Source organism: Neobacillus sp. FSL H8-0543, assembly GCF_038592905.1.
Taxonomy (GTDB): domain Bacteria; phylum Bacillota; class Bacilli; order Bacillales; family Cytobacillaceae; genus Neobacillus.
This window is the reverse complement of record NZ_CP151943.1, coordinates 3,460,084-3,482,321: the sequence shown is the minus strand read 5'-3', so window position 1 is coordinate 3,482,321 and position 22,238 is coordinate 3,460,084. Positions and strand designations below refer to the sequence as shown.

At 37.0% G+C, this 22,238-nt stretch carries 21 protein-coding genes; 6 read left to right on the top strand and 15 right to left on the bottom strand.

Features of this window, described 5'->3' with window-relative positions:
• Positions 1-175 precede the first annotated feature (175 nt).
• Positions 176-1,669: a peptide MFS transporter gene (locus NSS81_RS17290; RefSeq protein ID WP_342429913.1), complete on the top strand. Its 1,494-nt coding sequence runs from the start codon at positions 176-178 to the stop codon at positions 1,667-1,669.
• A gap of 153 nt (positions 1,670-1,822) precedes the next feature.
• Positions 1,823-2,098: a CC/Se motif family (seleno)protein gene (locus NSS81_RS17285; protein ID WP_342429912.1), complete on the top strand. Its 276-nt coding sequence runs from the start codon at positions 1,823-1,825 to the stop codon at positions 2,096-2,098.
• 43 nt (positions 2,099-2,141) lie between these two features.
• On the opposite strand, the gene NSS81_RS17280 is transcribed toward NSS81_RS17285, so the two are convergent.
• From NSS81_RS17280 to NSS81_RS17235, 10 genes are all read right to left on the bottom strand, one after another.
• Entirely contained in the window at positions 2,142-3,956 is a 1,815-nt protein-coding gene (locus NSS81_RS17280) for a carbon starvation protein A (protein ID WP_342429911.1), read from the bottom strand.
• Positions 3,957-4,088: 132 nt separating this feature from the next.
• On the bottom strand, positions 4,089-4,826 hold the full coding sequence (locus NSS81_RS17275) for a LytTR family DNA-binding domain-containing protein (RefSeq protein ID WP_342429910.1): 738 nt from the start codon (positions 4,824-4,826) through the stop codon (positions 4,089-4,091).
• A complete protein-coding gene (locus tag NSS81_RS17270; RefSeq protein ID WP_342429909.1) occupies positions 4,801-6,585 on the bottom strand; it encodes a sensor histidine kinase in 1,785 nt (594 codons plus the stop codon). Before NSS81_RS17270 ends, NSS81_RS17275 begins: the two co-directional genes overlap by 26 nt.
• Positions 6,586-6,810: 225 nt before the next feature.
• Complete coding sequence (gene cyoE / locus NSS81_RS17265; protein WP_342429908.1) at positions 6,811-7,749, bottom strand: heme o synthase; 939 nt, start codon at positions 7,747-7,749, stop codon at positions 6,811-6,813.
• A 129-nt stretch (positions 7,750-7,878) separates the two neighbouring features.
• Positions 7,879-8,436: a hypothetical protein gene (locus NSS81_RS17260; protein ID WP_342429907.1), complete on the bottom strand. Its 558-nt coding sequence runs from the start codon at positions 8,434-8,436 to the stop codon at positions 7,879-7,881.
• 3 nt (positions 8,437-8,439) lie between these two features.
• Entirely contained in the window at positions 8,440-9,072 is a 633-nt protein-coding gene (locus NSS81_RS17255) for an SCO family protein (protein ID WP_342434060.1), read from the bottom strand.
• A 134-nt stretch (positions 9,073-9,206) separates the two neighbouring features.
• Positions 9,207-10,892 (bottom strand): cbb3-type cytochrome c oxidase subunit I, encoded by a 1,686-nt coding sequence (locus NSS81_RS17250; protein ID WP_342429906.1) that lies wholly within the window; start codon positions 10,890-10,892, stop codon positions 9,207-9,209.
• Between the two features lie 15 nt (positions 10,893-10,907).
• Positions 10,908-11,375, bottom strand: a complete 468-nt coding sequence (locus tag NSS81_RS17245; RefSeq protein WP_342429905.1) for a cytochrome c oxidase subunit II — start codon at positions 11,373-11,375, stop codon at positions 10,908-10,910.
• Between the two features lie 13 nt (positions 11,376-11,388).
• A complete protein-coding gene (locus NSS81_RS17240; protein ID WP_342429904.1) occupies positions 11,389-11,526 on the bottom strand; it encodes a cytochrome C oxidase subunit II in 138 nt (45 codons plus the stop codon).
• Positions 11,527-11,933: 407 nt separating this feature from the next.
• On the bottom strand, positions 11,934-12,851 hold the full coding sequence (locus tag NSS81_RS17235) for a ketopantoate reductase family protein (protein WP_342429903.1): 918 nt from the start codon (positions 12,849-12,851) through the stop codon (positions 11,934-11,936).
• Between the two features lie 327 nt (positions 12,852-13,178).
• Between NSS81_RS17235 and NSS81_RS17230 the strand changes: the two genes are divergently transcribed.
• Positions 13,179-13,850, top strand: a complete 672-nt coding sequence (locus NSS81_RS17230; RefSeq protein ID WP_342429902.1) for a hypothetical protein — start codon at positions 13,179-13,181, stop codon at positions 13,848-13,850.
• Between the two features lie 23 nt (positions 13,851-13,873).
• On the opposite strand, the gene NSS81_RS17225 is transcribed toward NSS81_RS17230, so the two are convergent.
• Both NSS81_RS17225 and NSS81_RS17220 read right to left on the bottom strand, forming a co-directional pair.
• Positions 13,874-14,434: an AAA family ATPase gene (locus NSS81_RS17225; protein WP_342429901.1), complete on the bottom strand. Its 561-nt coding sequence runs from the start codon at positions 14,432-14,434 to the stop codon at positions 13,874-13,876.
• On the bottom strand, positions 14,434-15,693 hold the full coding sequence (locus tag NSS81_RS17220; protein ID WP_342429900.1) for an MFS transporter: 1,260 nt from the start codon (positions 15,691-15,693) through the stop codon (positions 14,434-14,436). Before NSS81_RS17220 ends, NSS81_RS17225 begins: the two co-directional genes overlap by 1 nt.
• A gap of 100 nt (positions 15,694-15,793) precedes the next feature.
• Between NSS81_RS17220 and NSS81_RS17215 the strand changes: the two genes are divergently transcribed.
• The gene (locus tag NSS81_RS17215; RefSeq protein WP_342429899.1) at positions 15,794-17,434 is read left to right on the top strand and encodes an ABC transporter substrate-binding protein; all 1,641 of its coding nucleotides are present in this window, start codon (positions 15,794-15,796) and stop codon (positions 17,432-17,434) included.
• A gap of 57 nt (positions 17,435-17,491) precedes the next feature.
• Here the strand turns inward: NSS81_RS17215 and NSS81_RS17210 are convergent, their stop codons facing one another.
• Positions 17,492-19,543, bottom strand: a complete 2,052-nt coding sequence (locus NSS81_RS17210) for an ABC transporter permease subunit (RefSeq protein WP_342429898.1) — start codon at positions 19,541-19,543, stop codon at positions 17,492-17,494.
• Positions 19,544-20,036: 493 nt separating this feature from the next.
• Between NSS81_RS17210 and NSS81_RS17205 the strand changes: the two genes are divergently transcribed.
• Positions 20,037-20,591, top strand: a complete 555-nt coding sequence (locus NSS81_RS17205) for an NAD(P)H-dependent oxidoreductase (protein WP_342429897.1) — start codon at positions 20,037-20,039, stop codon at positions 20,589-20,591.
• Positions 20,592-20,791: 200 nt separating this feature from the next.
• On the opposite strand, the gene NSS81_RS17200 is transcribed toward NSS81_RS17205, so the two are convergent.
• On the bottom strand, positions 20,792-21,154 hold the full coding sequence (locus NSS81_RS17200) for a helix-turn-helix domain-containing protein (protein WP_342429896.1): 363 nt from the start codon (positions 21,152-21,154) through the stop codon (positions 20,792-20,794).
• Positions 21,155-21,181: 27 nt separating this feature from the next.
• Positions 21,182-21,340: a hypothetical protein gene (locus NSS81_RS17195; protein WP_342429895.1), complete on the bottom strand. Its 159-nt coding sequence runs from the start codon at positions 21,338-21,340 to the stop codon at positions 21,182-21,184.
• A gap of 51 nt (positions 21,341-21,391) precedes the next feature.
• Between NSS81_RS17195 and NSS81_RS17190 the strand changes: the two genes are divergently transcribed.
• Positions 21,392-22,231, top strand: coding sequence for a pirin-like C-terminal cupin domain-containing protein (locus tag NSS81_RS17190; RefSeq protein ID WP_342434059.1), 840 nt, complete (start codon positions 21,392-21,394; stop codon positions 22,229-22,231).
• The last annotated feature ends 7 nt before the right edge of the window (positions 22,232-22,238 follow it).

Genomic DNA, 22,238 nt, shown 5'->3' with positions numbered 1-22,238 from the left:
TGTTTTATCACAATATAATTACTATTTTAAAAAAACTTTCTTCTCATTAAAAAATCCAACAGAAACACTGTAATGCCAGCGTTCTTATGGCTTTTCAAATTTAATTACCAAAAATAGTTTTTGACAGTTTAAAACATTCAAAAGTATTATAGTATAATAAAGAGGAGGTTGTACCATGTCAAATATCAATAAACAGAAAATTGTGGATAGTGTTCCTCAAACGGGATTCTTCGGACATCCAAAGGGATTATCCACTCTTTTCTTCACAGAATTCTGGGAGCGTTTCTCGTATTATGGAATGAGAGCTATCCTTCTATTCTATATGTACTTTGAAGTTACAAAAGGCGGATTAGGACTTGATAAAAACTTAGCTATGTCCATTATGTCCATTTATGGAGCACTTGTTTATATGTCCGGTGTTATTGGTGGTTGGTTAGCTGACCGAGTTTTCGGTACTTCTAGAGCCATTTTTTATGGTGGAATATTGATTATGTTCGGTCATATTGCCCTAGCAATACCCGGTAACGTGGCCTTGTTCTTTGTTTCTATGGTTTTGATTGTACTCGGAACTGGCTTGCTGAAGCCAAATGTTTCTACTGTTGTCGGTGACCTGTACAGCGAAACGGATGATCGTCGTGATGCAGGCTTTACCATTTTCTATATGGGAATTAACTTGGGTGGATTCTTAGCACCATTAATTGCTGGAACGGTGGGAATGAAAATTGATTTCCATTTAGGTTTTGGTATCGCTGCTGTCGGAATGTTCGCAGGACTTGTTATGTTTGTATTAACAAAGAAGAAAAACCTTGGTCTAGCTGGTACCAATATTCCAAATCCGCTATCCAAAACTGAAAAGAAGAAAACTTATACGATTATTGGACTGAGTGTCGTACTTATTGCTGCTCTTTGTGCTGTTTTAATCCCAAAGGGACTTCTAACTATTGCTAGCTTTATCAATTTGGTTACAATTCTTGGTATTTTGATTCCAACTATTTACTTTGTTGTCATGTACCGCAGTCCTAAAACAACTGCTGTAGAGCGTTCACGAATTCTTGCTTATATACCATTATTCGTTGCATCCGTTATGTTCTGGTCTATTCAAGAGCAGGGTTCAACTATTCTTGGATTATATGCGGCCGAGAGAACTCAATTAGAATTTGCAGGAATAACGATTTCTCCTGCATGGTTCCAATCCTTAAACCCGTTATTTATCATTGTTTTGGCGCCTGTTTTTGCTTGGATGTGGGTTAAATTAGGAAAACGTCAACCAACGATACCGCAAAAGTTCTCAATAGCGTTATTGTTCGCAGGGCTATCCTTCCTTGTTATCCTTTTGCCAGCTTACTTTGGCGGCTCAGATTCATTGGTAAGCCCAATGTGGCTTGTACTTAGCTATTTAATTGTTGTTTTTGGTGAATTGTGCTTATCACCGGTTGGTTTATCTGCAACAACAAAATTAGCTCCTGCTGCCTTTTCCGCACAAACGATGAGTTTATGGTTTTTATCAAGTACTGCAGCTCAGGCTCTTAATGCCCAAGTCGTTAGATTCTATTCCCCAGAGAATGAAATGGCGTACTTTGGGATCATCGGTGGAGCAGCGATTGTACTAAGTATTTTACTTTTCGCAATATCTCCGAAAATTCAGGGCTTAATGAAGGGCATAAGATAATCATTTAAAAGACACCTAATCAGCTGATTAGGTGTTTTTTTACGTTTAAAAAGTTACTATTCAGACATGACAACATCTTTTTCATACAGTACAATTAAAGTAATTAGTAGGTAATAAAATAGGATGTATTAGTATAAAGGAGGCCGAGGATCTATGAATGTTGAAATAGATGTTGAATCAAAAAAATGGATTGAAACTAAGGGGAATCAATTAACTGTAAAAACCTTAGAGGTAAATGCTTGCTGTGCCCCTAGTATACAAGAGGTGGTGGCTGTACCAGGCAAACCCAAGACCTTAACAAACTTTAATGAGTTTATTATCGACAATCTATCAATATATGTACATAAAAATATCAGCAGAAAAAATAAACTAAATCTAAGATTGTCTGGTTTCGGATTCTTAAAGTCTATCTCTGCAAAACTTGAATAAACAATAAGCACCCCTTCAACTTTGTTGAAAGGGTGCTATTTTTTTAAGCGACTTCTTTATTCGATTGTTCTACTAATACTGCTTGTGGTATTTTCCATAGCTTAATCCATTTATTAATTGAAGTGGCTAGGATAACAACTCCAAGAATTAGCATTATAATGGACAGGATTCCGTTTAATACATTGAAACCAGGGTTGGCTCCATTGAAGTAGACGTTCTTCACCATCCAATATCCTGCTACCATTACAGTTACAAAAAGGTAGGCAAGAGGTATTAGACATGTCAGCATGTACCAACGCTTTTCAGCAACCTTAAGGACTACAGTTGCGCCCACAATAAGTCCAATCGAAGCCATTAATTGGTTGGATACACCGAATAATGCCCAGACAGAACTGATGTCACCGGAGAACAGAAGATATCCCCACATGAAGCAGGCCAATGCACTGGCAAAAATATTCGCCCCCAGTGAATCTGTACGTTTTAACGGTTTAATGAAGTCTCCAAAGAAATCTTGAATAAGATAACGAGCAACCCGTGTACCTGAGTCAATTGCTGTTAAGATAAAGACAGCCTCAAAAAGAATAACAAATTGGTAGAAGTATGATGCCATTTTCGCAAAAAATGGAACGGCTGTGAAGATGTACGTCATCCCTACTGCCAGTGTAACAGCTCCACCTGTTCTTCCTTCAAGGTCCATTCCTATTTCTTTACTAAGTTCACCTAGATGAACCGTTTCCATTCCGAGTGTTGCGAATTTCTCCGGTGATGAGTTGATTGCAAAATAATCACCTGGTTGTAGTGAAATAGCGGCAATTAATGCCATGATTGCCACTAAGCATTCAACAAGCATCGCTCCAAACGCAACACCTTTAACGTCGCTCCAACGATTAATCATCTTCGGTGTTGTACCGGATCCAACAAATGCATGGAATCCTGAAATCGCTCCACAAGCAATTGTAATAGAGATAAATGGCCAAACAGGTCCAGCAATAATAGGACCACCGCCATTAATAAATTCTGTAAATGCCGGGAATTGAACTTCTGGATTTACAATGAATACCCCAACAATCAATGCTGCGAATACTCCAATCTTCATAAAAGTACTTAAATAATCTCGAGGTGCCAGCAATAACCAGACTGGTAAAGCAGCAGCAAAAAATGCATAGATTGGTAGAATAAGTGCTAATGTGCTTTTTTCAAGTGTTAACAAATCGCCAAACGCTGTGCCTTGAATGTTTGGTCCCAATACAATGGCCAACATAATTGCAGCGAACCCAACGATCGTTGCTAGTTTTAAGTTGCCTGTCTTTTTATGATACAATCCAACGGCCATTGCAATCGGAATGGTGATTCCTACTGCGAATGTTCCCCAAGGGTTTCTTTCAAGCGCGCCAAGAACAACCATGGATAAACCAGCCATTGTAATAGTAATAATAAATAACATGGCTAAGCCTGTACAGAACCCTGCCACAGGACCTAGTTCCTCTTTGGCAACTTCAGATAAAGATTTTCCATCTCTACGCATAGAGGCAAAGAGAACAACCATATCGTGAACCGCTCCGCCAATTACCGCACCAACTAAAAGCCAAATCAATCCTGGTAAATAACCGAATTGAGCTGCTAGGATGGGACCAACTAACGGACCCGCTGCAGCAATCGCAGCAAAATGGTGACCAAATACGACCCATTTATTCGTGGGTACATAATCTTGACCATCATCTAATTTCTGTGCAGGAGTCTGCTTTAAAGCATCTAGCTGATCAAGTTTTAAAACCTTTGCTGCCATGAATGTACCATATAAACGATAAACTATTAATAGGATACATATCGAAGCAACAACTATTGTAATCGCATTCATTTTTTATTAACCCCCCATTCAAGTTTGTTACTCATATATATTACAAAATGAAAACAATTTATTTTCATTTTCAGGTTAACATGCAAAAATGGATAGGTGAATTACAAAAATCGACAAGCGAAATACTTAAATCTAAAATCCTATACGCTGCTTTAATTCCTTAACATAGGTACGACTAACTGGCACTTTAGAGCCGTCCTTCAAAAGTAAATTATAGGTAGAGTTAAACCAAGGTTCTATTTCTACAATATAATCAAGGTTTACTATGAAACTACGATGGATGCGAAGAAATTTAGAAGGAATTAACTTTTTCTCCAAAACGACAAGTGCCTCACTAACTGTGTATTCTTGATTAATAGTTACGATCGTGCACTTACCTTCACTAGATTCTAAATATAGAATATCTGCCAAGGTTAATAAAATGATTCGTTCATTGACAAGGACCGCTATTTTTCCATTTTCATTATTTTTCATTGAAGCATGGACTAATAAATCCTTATTTTCGACTTTTTGCATTTTCGTTATTTTTTCCAGTGTTTTTTGAATACGCTGTTCATCAAAGGGCTTTAAAATATAATCGACTGCATTTAATTCAAATGCTTGGAATGCATACTCATCATAAGCCGTAGCAAAAACAATGGCAGGCGTTGGTATAATGGATTCTAATTGCTTTGCTAAGCTTAATCCGTTATCTTCAGCTAGTTCAATATCCAAAAAAACAATATCTGGTTTTAGCATGGAAATATCAGAAATTGCATCCTCCACACAATCACTTTCACCTATAATTTCCACCTGTTTACTTCGATTAAGCAGGTATTTCAATTCATCTCTCGCCAATGGTTCATCATCCACTATATAAGCCTTCAACATCTTGATCGAACACTCCTTTACTGTTGAGAGGGATGGATACCACAACAGTTGTTCCATGATCCACCCTACTTTTTATCTTTAAACTGGCTTGACCATTATATATTCCTTTTAGACGTTCGGTAATATTAAAGATCGCTGTGCCATTTCCCTTTTTAGAATTTACAATTTGCTTACCAAGAATCTTTATCCGTTCTTCAGGAATTCCATTTCCGTTATCCACAACGATTATTTGTAATTGGTTATTTTCAGAAAAAACCCGAATAGAGATCTTCCCCTCTAGTTTACTTCGAGGAAATCCATAATAAATCGCATTTTCAACCAAAGGCTGTAAAGTAAACGGAGGAATCAATACTTTTTCGATATTTGGTTCAATATCGAAGTCTATATAGTATTTATTTGGAAACCGAGTCTGCTCCAATGACAGATAGGCCCTAACATTATCTAATTCTTTCTCAATTGGGATCAGCATCTGCCTCGCTCCTTGGAGATTGCTTCGAAAAAATGATCCTAGATCCAAAAGTAATTTTCGAGCTTTGTCTGCATCTGTACGGCAAAGTGCTGAGATTGTATTGATACTATTAAATAAGAAATGCGGATGAATTTGCGCTTGTAGGGCTTTAATTTCTGCATCCTTCAATAACTTTGTCTGTCTTTCTGCTTCTGCAAGTTCTAGCTGTGCCGAAAAAAGATTTGCCAGTCCTTCGGCTAATTCCTTTTGGACCCTATCTAGTTTATCAGGCTTAATATAGTACATTTTTAATGTACCAGCAATTTTGTTATTAACCTTTAATGGTAGGACAATGGCAGCTTCTAAAGGACAACCACCATGAAAACAAGAGATTTCTTTCTTCGACCTTGCAACTGAAATCTTGCCGCTTTCGAGCACTTTTTTGGTCAAACCAGTCTCAGGCTTCGACTTTATGACATGGTGATCTGAAGCGGAACCCTCATGAGCTAGAACTTGATAGTTATCTGTAATAGAAACCGCATCAGCATCCGTTAGGTCCAGCATTATTCTCGCGACTTCTTTGCATGATTGAATATTTAAGCCCTGACGGAAATACGGCAACGTTTGATCAGCAATAAAAAATGCTTGAGTCGTTTGGTTCGCACGAGTACGCTCATTTTCACGTTTAACTGCTTGAATAATTAACATAAACAGTAAGGTTCCTAATCCATTCCCGAAAATCATCGGAAAGCTGATGAGCTGAACGAGATTCCATGCCTGGTCAATTGGTTTAGCTACAACAAGGATAATTAACATCTGGACGGCTTCCATTACCATTCCTATTATGACAGCAAATTTAGTAGTGATTTGTTTTCCATTTTGTTTTCGTTTTTTCCCAAAGTATCCAGCAACCATTCCAGCTAAAATAGTAGAAATACCACATGAAAATGCTGTAAAACCACCTAGCGAGTAACGATGGATTCCAGCAATTAAACCGGCACCAATACCGACTGTAGGGCCTCCCAGTAATCCTCCAATAACGATCCCCATCACTCTTGTATTTGCGAGTGCACTCTCCGAGTCTAGTTCAGAAAGCCACTCCGCCCTGCTAATTGTATTATGCTGAACTTCAATTCCTGTGTAATTACTAATAATCCCGAATGCACCAAAAAGTAAAATAAGCATAATTTTCTCATTTGTACTGTGCTCATTTTGAATTACTTGGCGAAATGATTTCATTTGCGATAGTAAAAAAGCAACAATAACGATAATTCCGACTTTTTCAAGCATAAGTGGAGCTAAATATAACATTTTCTCCCCTCCCTGACTTTCTACTCTATTATTTCCCCTATCTAATTATAAAGATTGCTAGACTTTTATGAAAGTCATTTAATTTTGATAGTAAGAATACGATTAAATTTGCAAAAAAATAAACAAGGCGCTTTCCTTAAAAAGGAAAAGCGCCCTGTTTTAATATATTAAAGTATCTATTGGGTGGGTCATGATAATATATCAAGTTTTAATAATACATTCTTTTTATCTAAAAAGTGGCAAAGTAACTATAACCATCATGAGGAACAAGATAGTTATATAATTTACGGAATATAGAAAATTAACATATGCCCATTTTATATCATCTTTTATAAAAAATCCGCTGATACTGACCACTAGCCAGCCCACATTAAGCAAGGTTGCAATGACAATAAAGGTTGTACCTAAATCTGTTAAGAAAAATGGAAAAGGCAGTAGGAAAGCGATATATGCGACCATTTGACGCTTCGTTACTTTAAAGCCGCGTACAACCGGCAGCATCGCAACCCCCGCTGCTCTGTATTCTTCACATTTCCGCATTGCGATCGCAAATGTATGTGGCATTTGAAAAATAAACAAAATCAGAAATAATACAATGGGAACAACATGGTTAATAGAGTCGATGGCTGCCCAGCCAATTAAAGGAGTAACTGCCCCAGAAACGCTCCCAATAATCGTGTTAAAGGCATATCTTCGCTTTGACCACATGGTATATAAAAAGACATAGATAAACCAACCCACAAATGCATAAAGGGTGGCTTCTACTGTTGTAAAAAGCAAAAGAATGAACCCTAAAATGCTAAGAACAATTCCCAAGGTTAACACAACTTTAAGTGAAATACTCCCTGTTACAGTTGGACGTCCTTTGGTTCTATCCATTATTGTATCAATATCGACATCGTACCAATTATTAAGTATAAGTGCTCCAGCCATAACCAATGTACTTCCTACCAGAGTTAATAAAAATAGACCCCATCGATCACTTAATGAGGTATTGGTAAAATATAGTGCTAGCCAAAAACCCGAAAAAACAGGTAATACATTTGCGAGTAACACTGGTGCCTTAAAAAGTGCTTTTAAATCAGAAAGTAAACTAGATTTATTACTAGTATTTGATATCGTTTCTCCAGCCAGAAGTGGAGATGGTATCTTATTTTTACTCATAAAATCCTCCCCTATTAAAATGCTACAATTGTAATGTTACTTTATCGGAGGTAAAAAGTACATTTACAAATATTACATTAAGTGAAAAAGGCACTCGAAAAATCGAGTGCCACTTCACTTTTTACTCAATTATTCATATGCCGAAGGATCTATAAAAAAGCGATAAGCCAAATAAATTACCATAGCGATAGCCGTTGTTAAAAATCCCCAGCCAAGGGCAATCTGCTCAATGACCAAATAGTTATTACACAATTGCTCAGGTGACCAAATATATAACCATCCTAATGCCAAAAATAGGATCGCAAATCCAATAATAATACTATTTTTCACAATTGGTGCTAGCTTTTTCCAACCATCACGTAGGCCGATGCCAGCAAAAAATGGTAAACTAATAAATTTAAACAACTCCACAGCTTGAACAGTCAACGCTTCATCCATCGAACGGGGTAACATCCAGTAAAGCGCGGTGATAACAAATAACATGATACCCGGTACACCGTTATGATTCCATTTTTCAAAAAATCCAGGAAATCGGATTTGAAAAAACCGTGCCATTAAGTATCCTGCAATCACCAGTCCAGTCATTTGCATATGCATATGGATGACCATATTTAATTCCATAAATTTTGCAACAGGTGGAGCAACTAAGAAAATATATAAAAGTAAGCCTAAAAGGGATTGATTCATCGATTACTCCCCCTTCTCATTCTCGAGGATGCTTACAACGTTATTTGCAGCTTCATCAATCTTTGTATAATCCATTACATCGACCAAACTACCTTTTTTATCGACCAAATAAAAGGCTGAGTTATGAGCGAAGTTTCCATTCTTATCCGGAATCACAATCACACCAAAGCTATTTAATAAGGAGTCTAATTCGTCTTGGTCATTAATTCTCGCCATCCTCCAAGTTTCGCCATCACTATTAAAATAGCCCCGGTATTTCTCTAATGTAGCCGGGTCATCCCTGGTAGGGTCAAAGCTAATACTTAAAAAAACAATATCTTCGCCAATATACTTACTTGGTATTGCATCATAAACTTTAGACATGTTGACTTCTAATTGCGGACAAACAGTGGTACAGGATGTATAGATAAATGTAATAAATACATATTTATCTTTGAACTCAGAAATATCATAGGTTCGTCCTTTACTATCCTCTAATGTTACCTTAGGGAATTTAGGTTGTTCATCGACCAGTTTATTCACTCTTGCAGTTTCGGCCGTATATGCCTGGAAACCATCTGTTCCAATGTAGAATAAGCCTACTCCAAAAAGTAAAACTAGTATTATCGCTATGGTATTATGCCTATTATTAATCATAACATCCACTTCCATCTATGGATTCTCTTATTTAAAAAGGTTACTTAAACATAAAGAGATAGCCCTAATAACTTGAGCTATCTCTTTATCAATACATGCCTAGCTCCCAGCGCTAGGCAATTACACTTTTCATCTTACCAAGTCTTAAATGGTGGTGATCCTGGTGGTGCATTCACAATCATATCAGTCAGTGGAATAACGTAGGCCATTGCTACAACGATCAGCATAACAACAATCCAAATTCCCCAACGCTCTGTCCAATATGGTGTTTTTGTTGCATTATCTTCTTCTTCAGCAATCGGGAACTCAGTATCCCCTTTTGGTGCGAAGAACATCATGTTGAATACAGCATACACTTGAAGAATAACCGCGATAATTAATAGTGTTCCTCCAACAGCTAAGAACGTCAAGTACGGATCCCAGCTTAATGCAGTTGCATGGTCGCCATAAGTTGTGTATGAAGTTCTTCTTGGTGAACCAAGCAATCCTACCCAGTGCATTGCACCTGACATAAAGATCATACCTACAGTCCAAAGAATGGTTTGGATAACACCTAATCTATTCATCGCTGGTGTTAGTACCCGTTTTGAAATATATGGAACTAACCAATAACTGATACCGAAGAATGTCATAGCTACAGACATGCCTAATGTTAAGTGGAAGTGTCCTACAATCCACATTGTATTATGAACAACTCCGTCTAATTGGTTCGTGCTTTGAGCAATACCACCTGCTCCAGCTGGAATAAAGGCAACCATCGCAATAAATGGAGCTAGGAAACGAACGTCTCCCCATGGCATCTTTTTCCACCAGCCAATTAATCCTTTTCCACCTTTTCTTCTTGCCGTACGCTCAAATACTGCGAATAGAGCAAATGCTGTCATTAATGATGGGAATCCAATGGCTAAACTCATAAATACGTGCATATATTTTACTACTTCATTGATAGCAGGATCAACAATTTGGTGATGGAATCCACCAGTGATGTTCATAACAACTAATCCAATGATAACAACACGGGTTAACACATCACTCCAACGTCTACCGCCCATAATTTTTGGTACAACTACATACCATGCAGATACAGCTGTTAAATACCAAATATTAACTAATGTATGCCCAAAAGCCCAAAATAGTGTACGAGCAACCATGACATTGATCGTTTCAACCCAACCAATTGACCATGGAATAATCATCACGAGTACTTCAATAGCTACAGGAACACTACCGAAGAATAATAGAATAAATACAGCAGTAGCAAAGTAAGCTAGAATAGGAACATGCTGTCCTTTATTGTTCTTTCTCCAATTTGCCACTTGGATAAATGCACCGAACGCACACACCCATACGCCAACAACAATTAATGCTAAACCAATATAGAATGCTGGATGTGCGGCCATTGGTGGATAAAAGGTGTACATAACGGATGCTTCATTCATTATGATTGGAACGACCGCTAATACAAATCCGACAATCTTCAAACTAAAACCAACCCATGCCATCTTTCTTACCACTGGAAGCAGTCCGCCTAAAGTATGGGAAAGAGCTGCATAAAAGTAACCAATCGTAAAGAAAGCTGTAAACACGAGTACTAATAATAAACCATGAGCTGTCAGTACTTGATAATAATTTAACCACGATGGTAATTCTAAAAGTCCTGCACGGTTAAGTCCTTGAACTAATCCTAAAATTCCTCCGATTAGTAATGCAATAAATGATACAGACATATATAATTTCGATATAAGAGCGTCTTGTGGATTAATTCCTAAAACTTTATTTGTTTTATCTTTAAATGATGTTTTTGGTATTGCCGTTTCCATTTTGCTTTCCCCCCTTTATTTAACCGTAAATGTTGTACTCATTACTTGGTGACCTGCACCACAATATTCATTACATAAAACTAAATAGTTTCCTGGTTTATCAAATTTTTGTGTGATTTTTTGGATTTGTCCAGGCATTACCATTGTATTAATGTTTGTACCTGCAACTTCAAATCCGTGTACAACATCCTTCGAAGTTAAGATAAAATGTACAGTTGCTCCAGCAGGTATTTCAAAATTACTTGGATTAAAACTGAATACTTGTAATGTCATAACCACTTCATATTCGTTTTCGCCAATTTGTTTAATTCCAGGATTGTCAAATGGGGCCGTTTGATCTACCTTTTGTGGATCAATTGTTTCCATATGACTCGGCGGTCCCATTTCTAAAGCAACTGCTTGATAACCAGTAAATAGCATGAAAGCCATAATCATACCAAAGCTTAATGTAAGCCATATTTTTTCATCAAGATGCATTTTCATTTCAATTCCCCCCTTAGACTCTACCCATATATAGACTAAATAATATAATGTACGTAGCAAGAATCACTACTCCAACCACTCCTACAGAAATCCAGGTACCAACTAACGGTGCTTCCTGTTCGTTACCTTTATTTTTTTTGCTATTCGCCATTGAAAACCAACCCCCTTAATTGTTGTTATATGACTTGTTTTTACTTAACTAACTTATACTTAAATCATAGTTGGGAACGGTTATCAACGAAGTGAACTGAATCACATTTTTAAGTAATTATCATTTCACTTGATTTACTTGTAAATTATTTCAGCTGAATGAAAAGATTAGTGATTTTGGGTTATTTATCCCCTAAAACCACTGTTATCACAGTGTTTACCTCACCGAAATGTTATTTTAATATTAAAATAACAGTCACTACGTTGCCATTTCCAAAAATGCAAAAATGACAAATTTGTGAACTAATCTAAATTTGATCAAATAAAAAAAGACAACCCCAAATCGTTATGCGCTTTACTTTTACATAACGATTTGGGGCTGCCTAGGTTATTTTTTTATCCACAATCTCAGTATTGACTCTCCATAATTTTAATCTTATCGTAAAGTTTTTTGTTTACAGGTGTTGGAATTCCATGTTTTAAGCCTAATTCCAATACAGTACCTGAAAATAATTCTACTTCACTATGCCGCCTAGCTTCTATATCTTGAGCCAATGAAGGTTTTCCTTCTGGGTCTAATCTGCCTAATACGCCTAACCAGTATTCTAAATCGGATTCAGTTAAATAGGTTCCTTCATATTCTGATAGAGCCATAACCTCTCTCATCGCAGCAATCATTATTTCTCTCGCTTGTCCTTCCCTTTGGATTTCACCGTAATTGCTATTAAAAACAGCAACCGTTTGGTTAACTCCAACATTTAGCATAAATTTGCCCCATTGCCGCTTGGTCATTTTGGTATCTACTTCATATGGAAACTCCATTTTTTCAAAAAAGTCAGCTACTCTTTTCACCTTTTCGGATACAATACCTGGTTCCCAATCTCCAAAACAGAGCATTCCCCTATTAGTGTATGTAAGTTCATTTCCTATTTTAACTGCATCCATCCCCTGGGCGACACAATATAAAACTTTATCCATCCCATAAGTCTGGCCAATTACAGCTTCACTTGTAATCCCATTTAACGCTGATAGAATAATGGTATGCTCTCCAACATGATTCTTAACAGCTTGAACAGCATCCTCTAAACCATCGAATTTAACAGTAAAAATAAGTAAATCAGCTGGTTCACAAACAGCATCTGGTGTAACATAATTAAACTGGCACCTTTCACCATTACATAAAATCTTGTCTTTTTCATATCTCTTGATTCGATCCTGATTAGCAATAATTCTCAAATCTACCTTTGGCATTTTTTTGGACAAATGATGACCAAATAAAATTCCTAATGCGCCTAGCCCAATGATTGATACTGTTTTAATATTCATATATGCATATTTCCTTTCTCTTTGTTTCATAAATTATCATAAAAAACGAATTAAAAAGCCTAGGTGATGCTATGATTTTTAAAATATTCAATTTAGCAAAATAGTTCTTCACCAAATAATTTATAAGGTTTTCCACTTAGCCTTTTTCCTTTTCAGTCATAAATTTGTTTTCTCAATTAATCGTGCCTTCCAAAGGTTAGTTGGATTTTGGTATTATTATATCAAAAAGAGCCCACTTCCTTTAGGAAATGGACAACTAAAATTTTAATTCGAAAAAACAGCTAATCATTAATGCAATTTAATTAATAGGAACAGGAGTTGTCAACGATGATACAAAAAAATACATTACATATATTAAATGGACAAGCAATGTACGATTATTACAGAGAGACACATTTTCTTGAAGGTGAAATGATGACTCCCTTTAATGAAGCCATGTGTTATGGAAACACGTCTAATGATCTATTTTCTGATGAATTCATCGAATTACGTGCAAAGGTTCATCATGTAACGCCGGTGCAATATATTGAACACACACTAAAACCCTTGCAACCGCTATTAAGTAAAAACTTTACCCACATTTCATTATGGTTTGATGCTGATATGTTTTGTCAAATCAATCTGCTAACCTTACTTGCATGGTTAGACAGAACGAATCATAACCATCCACTTGACCTCCATTTAGTCGGTGATAAGTTTAATCTGCTAGAAAGTTTCACACTCGAGGCGAAGGGATATGATGCACTGTTTAAACAAGTTGTAATAGATAAAACAATGCCTAGTGATATTTATCCAGCCATCTTAAAGCAGGGAGTAGCACTTTATTTGAATTACCTAAATGAAGACAGTGATCTTATGCGTTACATTCAAAAACATCAAAACCTCACAGAAAAAGAGCTTATGCTAGCATTACTCGAGACATATACTCATCTTGGACTCGGAGATACACAATATATGGAAATAATTAAAGACTATCGCAAAAAAGTAAAGAGGGAATAGCTTTCTATTCCCCCTCTAAGATACTACAATAGAAACATATTTTTAATATGATGCGCTACTTCCCCTGCACTCAAGCCTGTATTGTTTATTTTCAGATAGTTTTCCCTAGTGATTTCATTTTCAAATGAGTTTAATCTATGCTTTTCCATCGTTTTTTTCAAATCGATTTCAGACCAATCTATATTCCTTTTTGTAGGTTTATGTTCTAGTCGATGAGGGCTTTTGTTACGTTTAAGTCTCTCTTCCAAATCTGCCTCGAGTTCTACAAAAAAGACTTCAGCTCCCCTTGACTCAAATAGCTGACATAGGTTAGCAACAAAATCCCAATCCTCCTGCTGATCGAATGCCCACACATAAGTAAATATCATCCCATATAAATCACTGTTAGCGACTGCCTCAAATATTTCTTGGCGGAATAGATTTACTAATCTACTCCCCTCTTTCGTACCGTAGTCAAAAAAGGGAGTAACTAACTCAATTGTCATGTGGTTATGAAACAGTTTCAACTCCGTTATTTTTTCTAGCTCATGCCCGACAGTCATTTTCCCAACAGCCTGTGGTCCAAATAATAAAACGAATTTCATTAGAATCCTCCCTTTTCATTTTGTAATTCCTTTTGAATTTGAATCTTATTTGCTACAAAAAGCCCACTGTAAAGTAAAAAGGTTCCTGCCATTAAGATAATCCCAATGTAAACAGACATCATTGTTGGCACTAAAAATGCACCGATTATTATTGTTGACCGGGCAATCAAATCTGCCCCGCTAAAACTTAAACCAGAAAAGGCAGAATATGAACCGCGCTTATTTTCCGGCATCATATTCGCTTTTTCTGCATTAGCAATAGGAGAATAAATAAGTTCGCCAATCGTAGCAAACGCATTAAATAACACAAGTACATACCAAATATTCGCTGAGGTGACTACAGCATATCCCACACTATAGATAAATAGCCCAAGTAGTAACGCCCTCTGTTTTGAAAATTTATCCGTGAATTTGGTAATAAAGAAGGTAAGCAGGACGACCATCAGCATATTTTGGATATTTAAAATACTTAGCATCCTCACGCCTGCAATTTCAAAATCTCCTACAAATACCGACTTAAATTCTTCGGTAAGGCGAACCCCGATATAGCTATTTAAGGAAAATTCAGCTGCATAAATAAACATGGACCCCACCACTACCATGACAAATGGTTTATCCTGAAATGCAACTTTGTAGTTATGGAGTAAATCAACTAAGATATTTTTATGCGTTTTCTCAAGAAGCTGTACACGTGTATCTTGTAACCATATTTGGTAGGCAATTGGTAGGCTTACAGACACCACGGTTAAGGTGACGAAGAGTTCAAGCTGATGATTCACATACAAAAGTCCACCTAGTGCTGCGCCAATTGCCATCGATAAATTATTTAGCCAATATTCAATGGCATAAATCGCCTTTCGGTTTTCAGGAGTCGTCGAGTCAATAATCACCGCTTGCACCGCCGGACGACCCAAGCTGTTTGTAATTGTAAAAATGATATAGCTAATGGCAAACAATACGATCCACTTTTCCTCTGGCAGTAAACTAACCGTCATAAGTGCAAACATCAGTGAGCTAAGTATCGACGTTAGCACGATTACTCTTTTTCGAGGTAAGCGGTCGGAAATATAACCACCGATTAAGTTAATAAAAAAACTTATACACACATTCACTACTAGAAAACTACCAGCCCAAATGGCACCTTTATGCTGCGCAAAGAAGAGTGCCATAAATGGCATTACTGAGCTTGATATTGCTCGATTGAAAAACGAGGTGATCAGTCGAACTTTAATGTTCTGAGGGTATTCTTTCCAAGCCATAATTGTCACTCCTTCCACTACAACTATAGTAAACTAGACTAAGAAAGTTAAAAATGTCCAAATCTTTAAAAAATGTCTACTTTTAAAGGAATGAATGAAAATGGATGATAATCTATTACTACTTTGGAATTCAACTTCATCTGGTGAAGTCAAAGTTAAACAGCTCTCAGAAATAATTGATCTTAGCATGAAGCAAACTCGGCGCAAGCTGCATCAATGGCAAGAAGAAGGCTGGCTAACCTTTCAGTCTGGGAAAGGTAGAGGAAACGTTTCAATATTACAATGGATAAAAGACGTGGAAGTGACCTATGAAAAACTATTTTTAGCGAAAATAGAGACTTACTCTATTGAGGAAATAAGTAAACTATTATTGTTAAATTGGTCGCTTGAAACAAAACAGCGCTTAATGAATATCTTTCAATCAAAATTCGGATTCCATCAAGAGGATCTAGATCGTCTGATCATTCCACGCTATTATCACTTCCTAACGTTTCATCCATTAAAAGCTGCCGATGTGCATAGTGCGAATCTAGTAGCAAATGTATATAACCGTGTGGTTGCATTGAACGAAGATAATACGATAACATCAGAACTTGCTCACAGCTGGGAACTCACAGCTACGAAGTTAACTCTTTATTTACGAAAAGATATCCATTTTCATGATGGTTCGATTTTAAAAGCAGAAGATGTTGTTCTATCATTTAAGGGAATGAAACAATCACGAGAATATGCTGAGTTATGGAGCCCAATTATAAACATATCTTCCCCTTCACCACTGGTTGTCGAGCTTGAATTTACAGATGGCTGTACCTATATATTGCAGCTACTAAGTATGATTCCAGCGAGCATCCATAAAGAAGTCCACGGTCAAATTATCGGAACGGGCAGCTTCTATATCGCCGAAGATTCGGAAGAAAAAACCCTTTTATGCGCATTTAAACAGTTTTTTCGAGAGAGACCATTATTAGATCGAGTAGAATTTATTCAAGTATCTAAAGAATTTAATGCTTTGTATTATGGAGCAAACGAGTCTAAAAATGTGGGGACATTTGAAGTTGAAAGTGATTCAGGCTTTGGCATCGTTTTACTGAATCCATTTCGCCCAACAGATATGGCACGAAAAGAAGTACGCGATTATATTCATATGCTTATCGACCAAAACCGTCAGCAAATATCTCAGGTACACACACGAATTTCCGAAAATACCAGTGGATGTTTAATAGGATATTCGAAGCCCTATTCGATGCCGAAAATAAAAAAACCAATCATGACAGGTCCGCTTATTATGAAAGTCGTTAGTTATGCAAAGGATGTTTCTTATTGGCTTAAAGACATCCTTGAGCAAGCTGGATTGGCAGTTGTGATTGAAGAAATCTCGTTTCAAGATGCCGTTAATAAGGATCAATTTAATTTAGATGCTGATTTATTTGTTCATGGAGAAATATTTGAATTGAACCAAAGCTTTTCCTATTTCTTTTTTTTGAAAAATGCTTTTTCGCCCCTTCATAAATTAACGCAAACAGATATAAAGTTAAAACAGTTAATTCTAGGGTACAATGATTTGCCGTTTGAGCAGTGGACAGATCATCATTTGAAAATTGAGGATTATTTAATTCAAAATTCTTTATGTATCCCACTTTACTATTCAAAGCGGCAAATACCATTTTCTATTAATCTTATGAATGTTGAAATTAAGCATTTTGGATATGTTGATCTAGCAAAATTATGGATGAAGTCTTGAAAATAAAACATGATAAAAACCGCTCAATTTTTCGAGCGGTTTTACCACAAAATACAACTAAACTCCCCGTCCCATTTCTTTAAAGCTTTCCTTTGTTACCTGATAGGAGTGAGTATCTTTAGAGATTCTTTTGACCTTTTTCAGACGTGTTCTTGGTAGCCTATTGAGAACACCAACCTTTACCTGCTGTACCTCCTTCACACCTTGCATAATAAGCTGCATTGCTAGTATTGCTAGCATAAAAGCAACTAATATCCATAAAAACCAGTACATGCCCCCCCTAATGGCTGTTCGTCCTATTTGCCCAACTAGACCTGACCATTCATAGGTAATCGAGGATGGAGGGTCTCCTCCCAACGTATCAAGAGAAATTTCAGTTCCGCCAAAGAAAAAGCTAAAAACACCTAAATGTATAAAGATTAACAACACTTGAATAAATTGAGTCCCAAACAATATTGTTAAACGTGGTCCAAGATGTGGCAATATATGATGCCAAAATAAATGAAGTCCACTCCCACCTAGAATTTTTGCACTGGCTATAAATTCATAATCAAGAACCCGTTTGATTTCTTTTCCCAGTAAGACCGTTGTAAGAGGAACAACCAACACTGTTAAGATCAATACTTCTAAAAGGATTCGCTCTGAAAAGGAATAAGTATAACCCGCCATCGTTGGCATTAAGATGGGTGCAAGCAGGATATAGGCAATAAGGCTTAATGGCAGGAAGTGGATAGCATCAATCATTTTCCCAAGCCAATGCTGCACACGAGGTTTTAAGTGAAAGGCATAAATTATACCAAACAAAAGCCCTCCCATTACACGTAACAGAGCGATCAACAAGGCAAATACCAGGGTATACTTGGCACCAATCACGATTTGATCAAGTAGATCGAATCCTCTGCGATCAGAACCAAGTAAGAATGGTTCGGTCGGAGCATGCGGCATTTTGCTAATCAGTGTCACACCATCTTCTTCATAAAAAAGCCGGACTTGATCGACATGATTATCGGTGGTAACTGAGTAATATACACTATAACCAATGGTTATAATAAAGAATAAGCATCCCAGTGCAAATTTCCAATTTTTCATATGGCTGCCGAATATTGTAAGCAGTGTAATGAACGGTCGCAGAGGGTTCACTTTTCTTATTTTCAAATGCTTTAATGAATAAACAAAATAATTGATCGGACGCTTTAAAGAATCTGTTATATTTCTATCGCTCCATTTTCCCCACCTAGTCGATTTTCTTAAATCGTAGGTGTGAATGGGTTCTTCTTTTAACCAAAAATCCACCAACCCAAAGAAAAAGTAAAAGGGTGTAAACAGGAGGATAAGTGTAACCGCAATGGTTATTGGTGTAAAACCATCAAGCAAGTAGTATGTAAGTCCATGCACATTAAAAATTCTTTCAACAATAAATTGGCTGGATAGCGTTCCCCAAATAATAATCTTCATATGTTGAAACGAAATCGGCATGATATTTTTTAACACATGTTTAAATAAAATAGTAAAACTGCTTATTCCTTTACTCTTAACAAATGTGACATACTCCTTTAAAAATTCTTCTTCAATCATAAGCAACAAGATTTTGAACATCGACACAGCCGGTAAAATTGCCAGTGTGACAATCGGAGCAAAATAAGCCTTCTCATGAAAGCTCGCAACATGAAATAAAAGAATTCCACTCTTCTGCAAAAATGTGATAGCTATCACCTGTAATAGAGTAGCGAAAATTAAGTCTGGAATGGACTCTAAAATATTTAGCACTTTTTTAATAGAACCAAGTATTGGTCTTGGCAAAAAGACTGCTGCTATGGCCAAACAGAAGGCAATAATGAAACCTAAGGCTAGCGCACCCAATAATATTTGCATTGAATAAATAAATGCCGGCCATAGGATATCCATTAATGGAGCCGTGGCAGACGTTGATTGTATAACATATTGCCATGAATCTGGGTTTAGCAATTCCCCCATAAACAAAACCATTTGATTAATAAGGCCAGGCGAATCCTCCACTCTTATTGTTGATAAGTACTGCGGAACAATACTTAAACAAAAAATCGCAATAACTCCTAGTAAATAATATGCAACTAATTTTAAGATTTTCATAATCCCCACCCAAATCCTACAAAATAAATCTTAGTTGATCAATTAAGCCACATTCATTATTAAGATTCTCTAAGAGTATATTTTAAATTTTCGTTTTATTCAATATATTAAAATTAATTTCCCCTTTTTCTGTAAACTTAAATTAAATAAAGCAGATGAAATGAGTATCATTTTAGAATGATCTCACTAACATCTGCCTTAAAATTGTTTCTGGCAATTAACTGGTGTATGTTTTGACAGTACAACTACAATCATAAATTGAGGTTTAAAACAATTATAGGGATAACCATAAATTAAGAACACTTCCCATTTTACCACCATAAATAGTATCCTTTTATATACTATATCACTTAAAAGTGCGTACTTTTTAAAATGATATATATGAGTAATAATAACATTGTACGTTAAAAATAAAACGATAGTATAACAGAACGTATTTGAGTATTCGTAAGGTAAAAGAAGAATACGTTTTGAAGAGAAAGGCTGATATAAAATGACAAAAATCGGTATTTTAGTTGGTAGTCTGCGGAATGAATCTTTTTCTAAAAAAATTGCAGGCAATGTTGCGGCTTTATTCCCTGAAGGATATGAAAGTGAATTTATTGAAATTGAAAATTTACCTTTCTATAATCAAGATTATGATAATGAAAACAATGTTCGGGCAGAATATACTACTTTCCGTAATAGAGTAAAGGAAATTGATGCTGTTTTATTTGTAACGCCTGAATATAACCGTTCTGTACCTGCTGTATTAAGTAACGCACTGGATGTAGGTTCCCGTCCATATGGAGCAAGTGTATGGAATGGCAAACCAGCGGCCATTATCAGCCAATCTCCTGGTAATTTGGGTGGATTTGGCGCAAATCACCATTTGCGTCAGATTATTACATGCTTAAATATGCCAGTGGTTCAACAACCAGAAGCTTATATTGGTAATACCGCGGCATTATTGGATGGAAATGGAAAAATAAAGAATGAAGGAACTATTCAATTCTTACAAACATTCGTCGACACGTTTGTTAATTTGATTAAGAAATATCAAGCGTGAGATAATTTCGGTTCTTTTCAAAGAAGATTAAATGTTCTCTGGCCGAAGTTAAAGAAAGAGGTTGGAGCATATAGCAGAAGAAATTCTGTTTTATGCTCCAACCTTTTTGTTTTAAAAAATAGAGTAAAAAAAGACAAACTCCTGACTTTAAGGATAATGACACGAGCAGCCACTCCTATATTAAAAGTAAGTGTCAAATGTTAACCATTGTTATTCTCGAACAGTGGTCGCGATTCCTGCTGTTGCTTTCGTGCCAAATGAGACACTCCCCAGTCATGCATCATATCAAGAACCATTTGGAGCGACTCCCCGTATTTGGTCATCGAATATTCAACCTTCGGAGGAACCTGAGGGTAAGTTACCCGCATGATTATTCCCTCCTCCTCCAACTCTCGCAAGTGGGAGGTGAGTACTTTTTGAGTAACGCTGGGCATTACTTTTTGTAATTCATTAAACCTCATCGTCCCGTAATGAAGTAAATGGAGCATTATGGCAATTTTCCACTTGCCCACAATCATATCCAATGTTGTCGCGACTTTACAATTATCCGGTTTTTCATCCATTTTTAATCCTCCAGCCTGTTGACTATCCTATTGTATCGTAATTTCAATATTAATACGATTCGACTCAATGTGTAAAGGTCCTCCAGAAGCTTTGCCAATCCCCAAGGTTACTTTGAAGATACACTGTATCATTGTTGTGCCTACTTCATAAATCATTCGATTCGTTGCATAATGAATCCACACCATCTAACACCTTTATTAGCTAGTTAATAAATAATTTATGGAAGGAAGATCATGATGAAAAATCCAGATGTATTTAGTCGAGGCATAAAAAGTGTCCGCACCCCTCATTTCCAACAAAACAGCGCCATTCATACGATGGCATGGATAGTTGAACCCGGTCATTGGGAAGAGCATGATCCGTTTCTGCTCATGGCACATGACCATATGAGCAGCGGAGTGTTTGGCGTCCATCCTCATCGTGGAATGGAGACGGTCACTTTTTTGATTGAAGGCAACCTTAACCATTATGACAGTAAGCATGGAACAGGTGTGCTTCATGCCGGGGACGCGCAATGGATGACTGCGGGCAGAGGCGTTGAACACCTCGAGGACGCTGTAAAGGGCGAGACAGTAAACCTTCTTCAATTGTGGCTGAACATTCCCTCGGGACAGAAGATGTCACCCTCCAGATACCAAGACTTGCGGAAGACCGAAATGCCTGTCATTCATGAAAACGGGGCTGAAATCCGTCTATTTTCCGGGTCACTCGGCGATAAGGCCTCAGATACATTAAATATTGCTCCTGTTACGATGGCTGAGATCAATATGGAGCAAGAAGCAGTCTTCAAGTTTGAGCTTCCAGGGTCCTACAACGGGTTTCTGTATATTTTGGAAGGCGAAGGCTCCTTTGGGTCCGATAGCACCGAAGGGAAGCAAGGACAGGTTTTATGGTTAGGATCTGCGGGAACTGCCGAGCGGAGCGAAATAAAGATCGAAGCACGCAGCACCATGCGTGTCATGTTGTATGCCGGCGAGCCGATTCGCGAAACTGTCGTTGCAAGAGGCCCCTTCGTTATGAACACCGAGCAAGAGATCAATCAGGCTTATCGCGATTATAGAGATGGTAAATTTTAAATTGAAA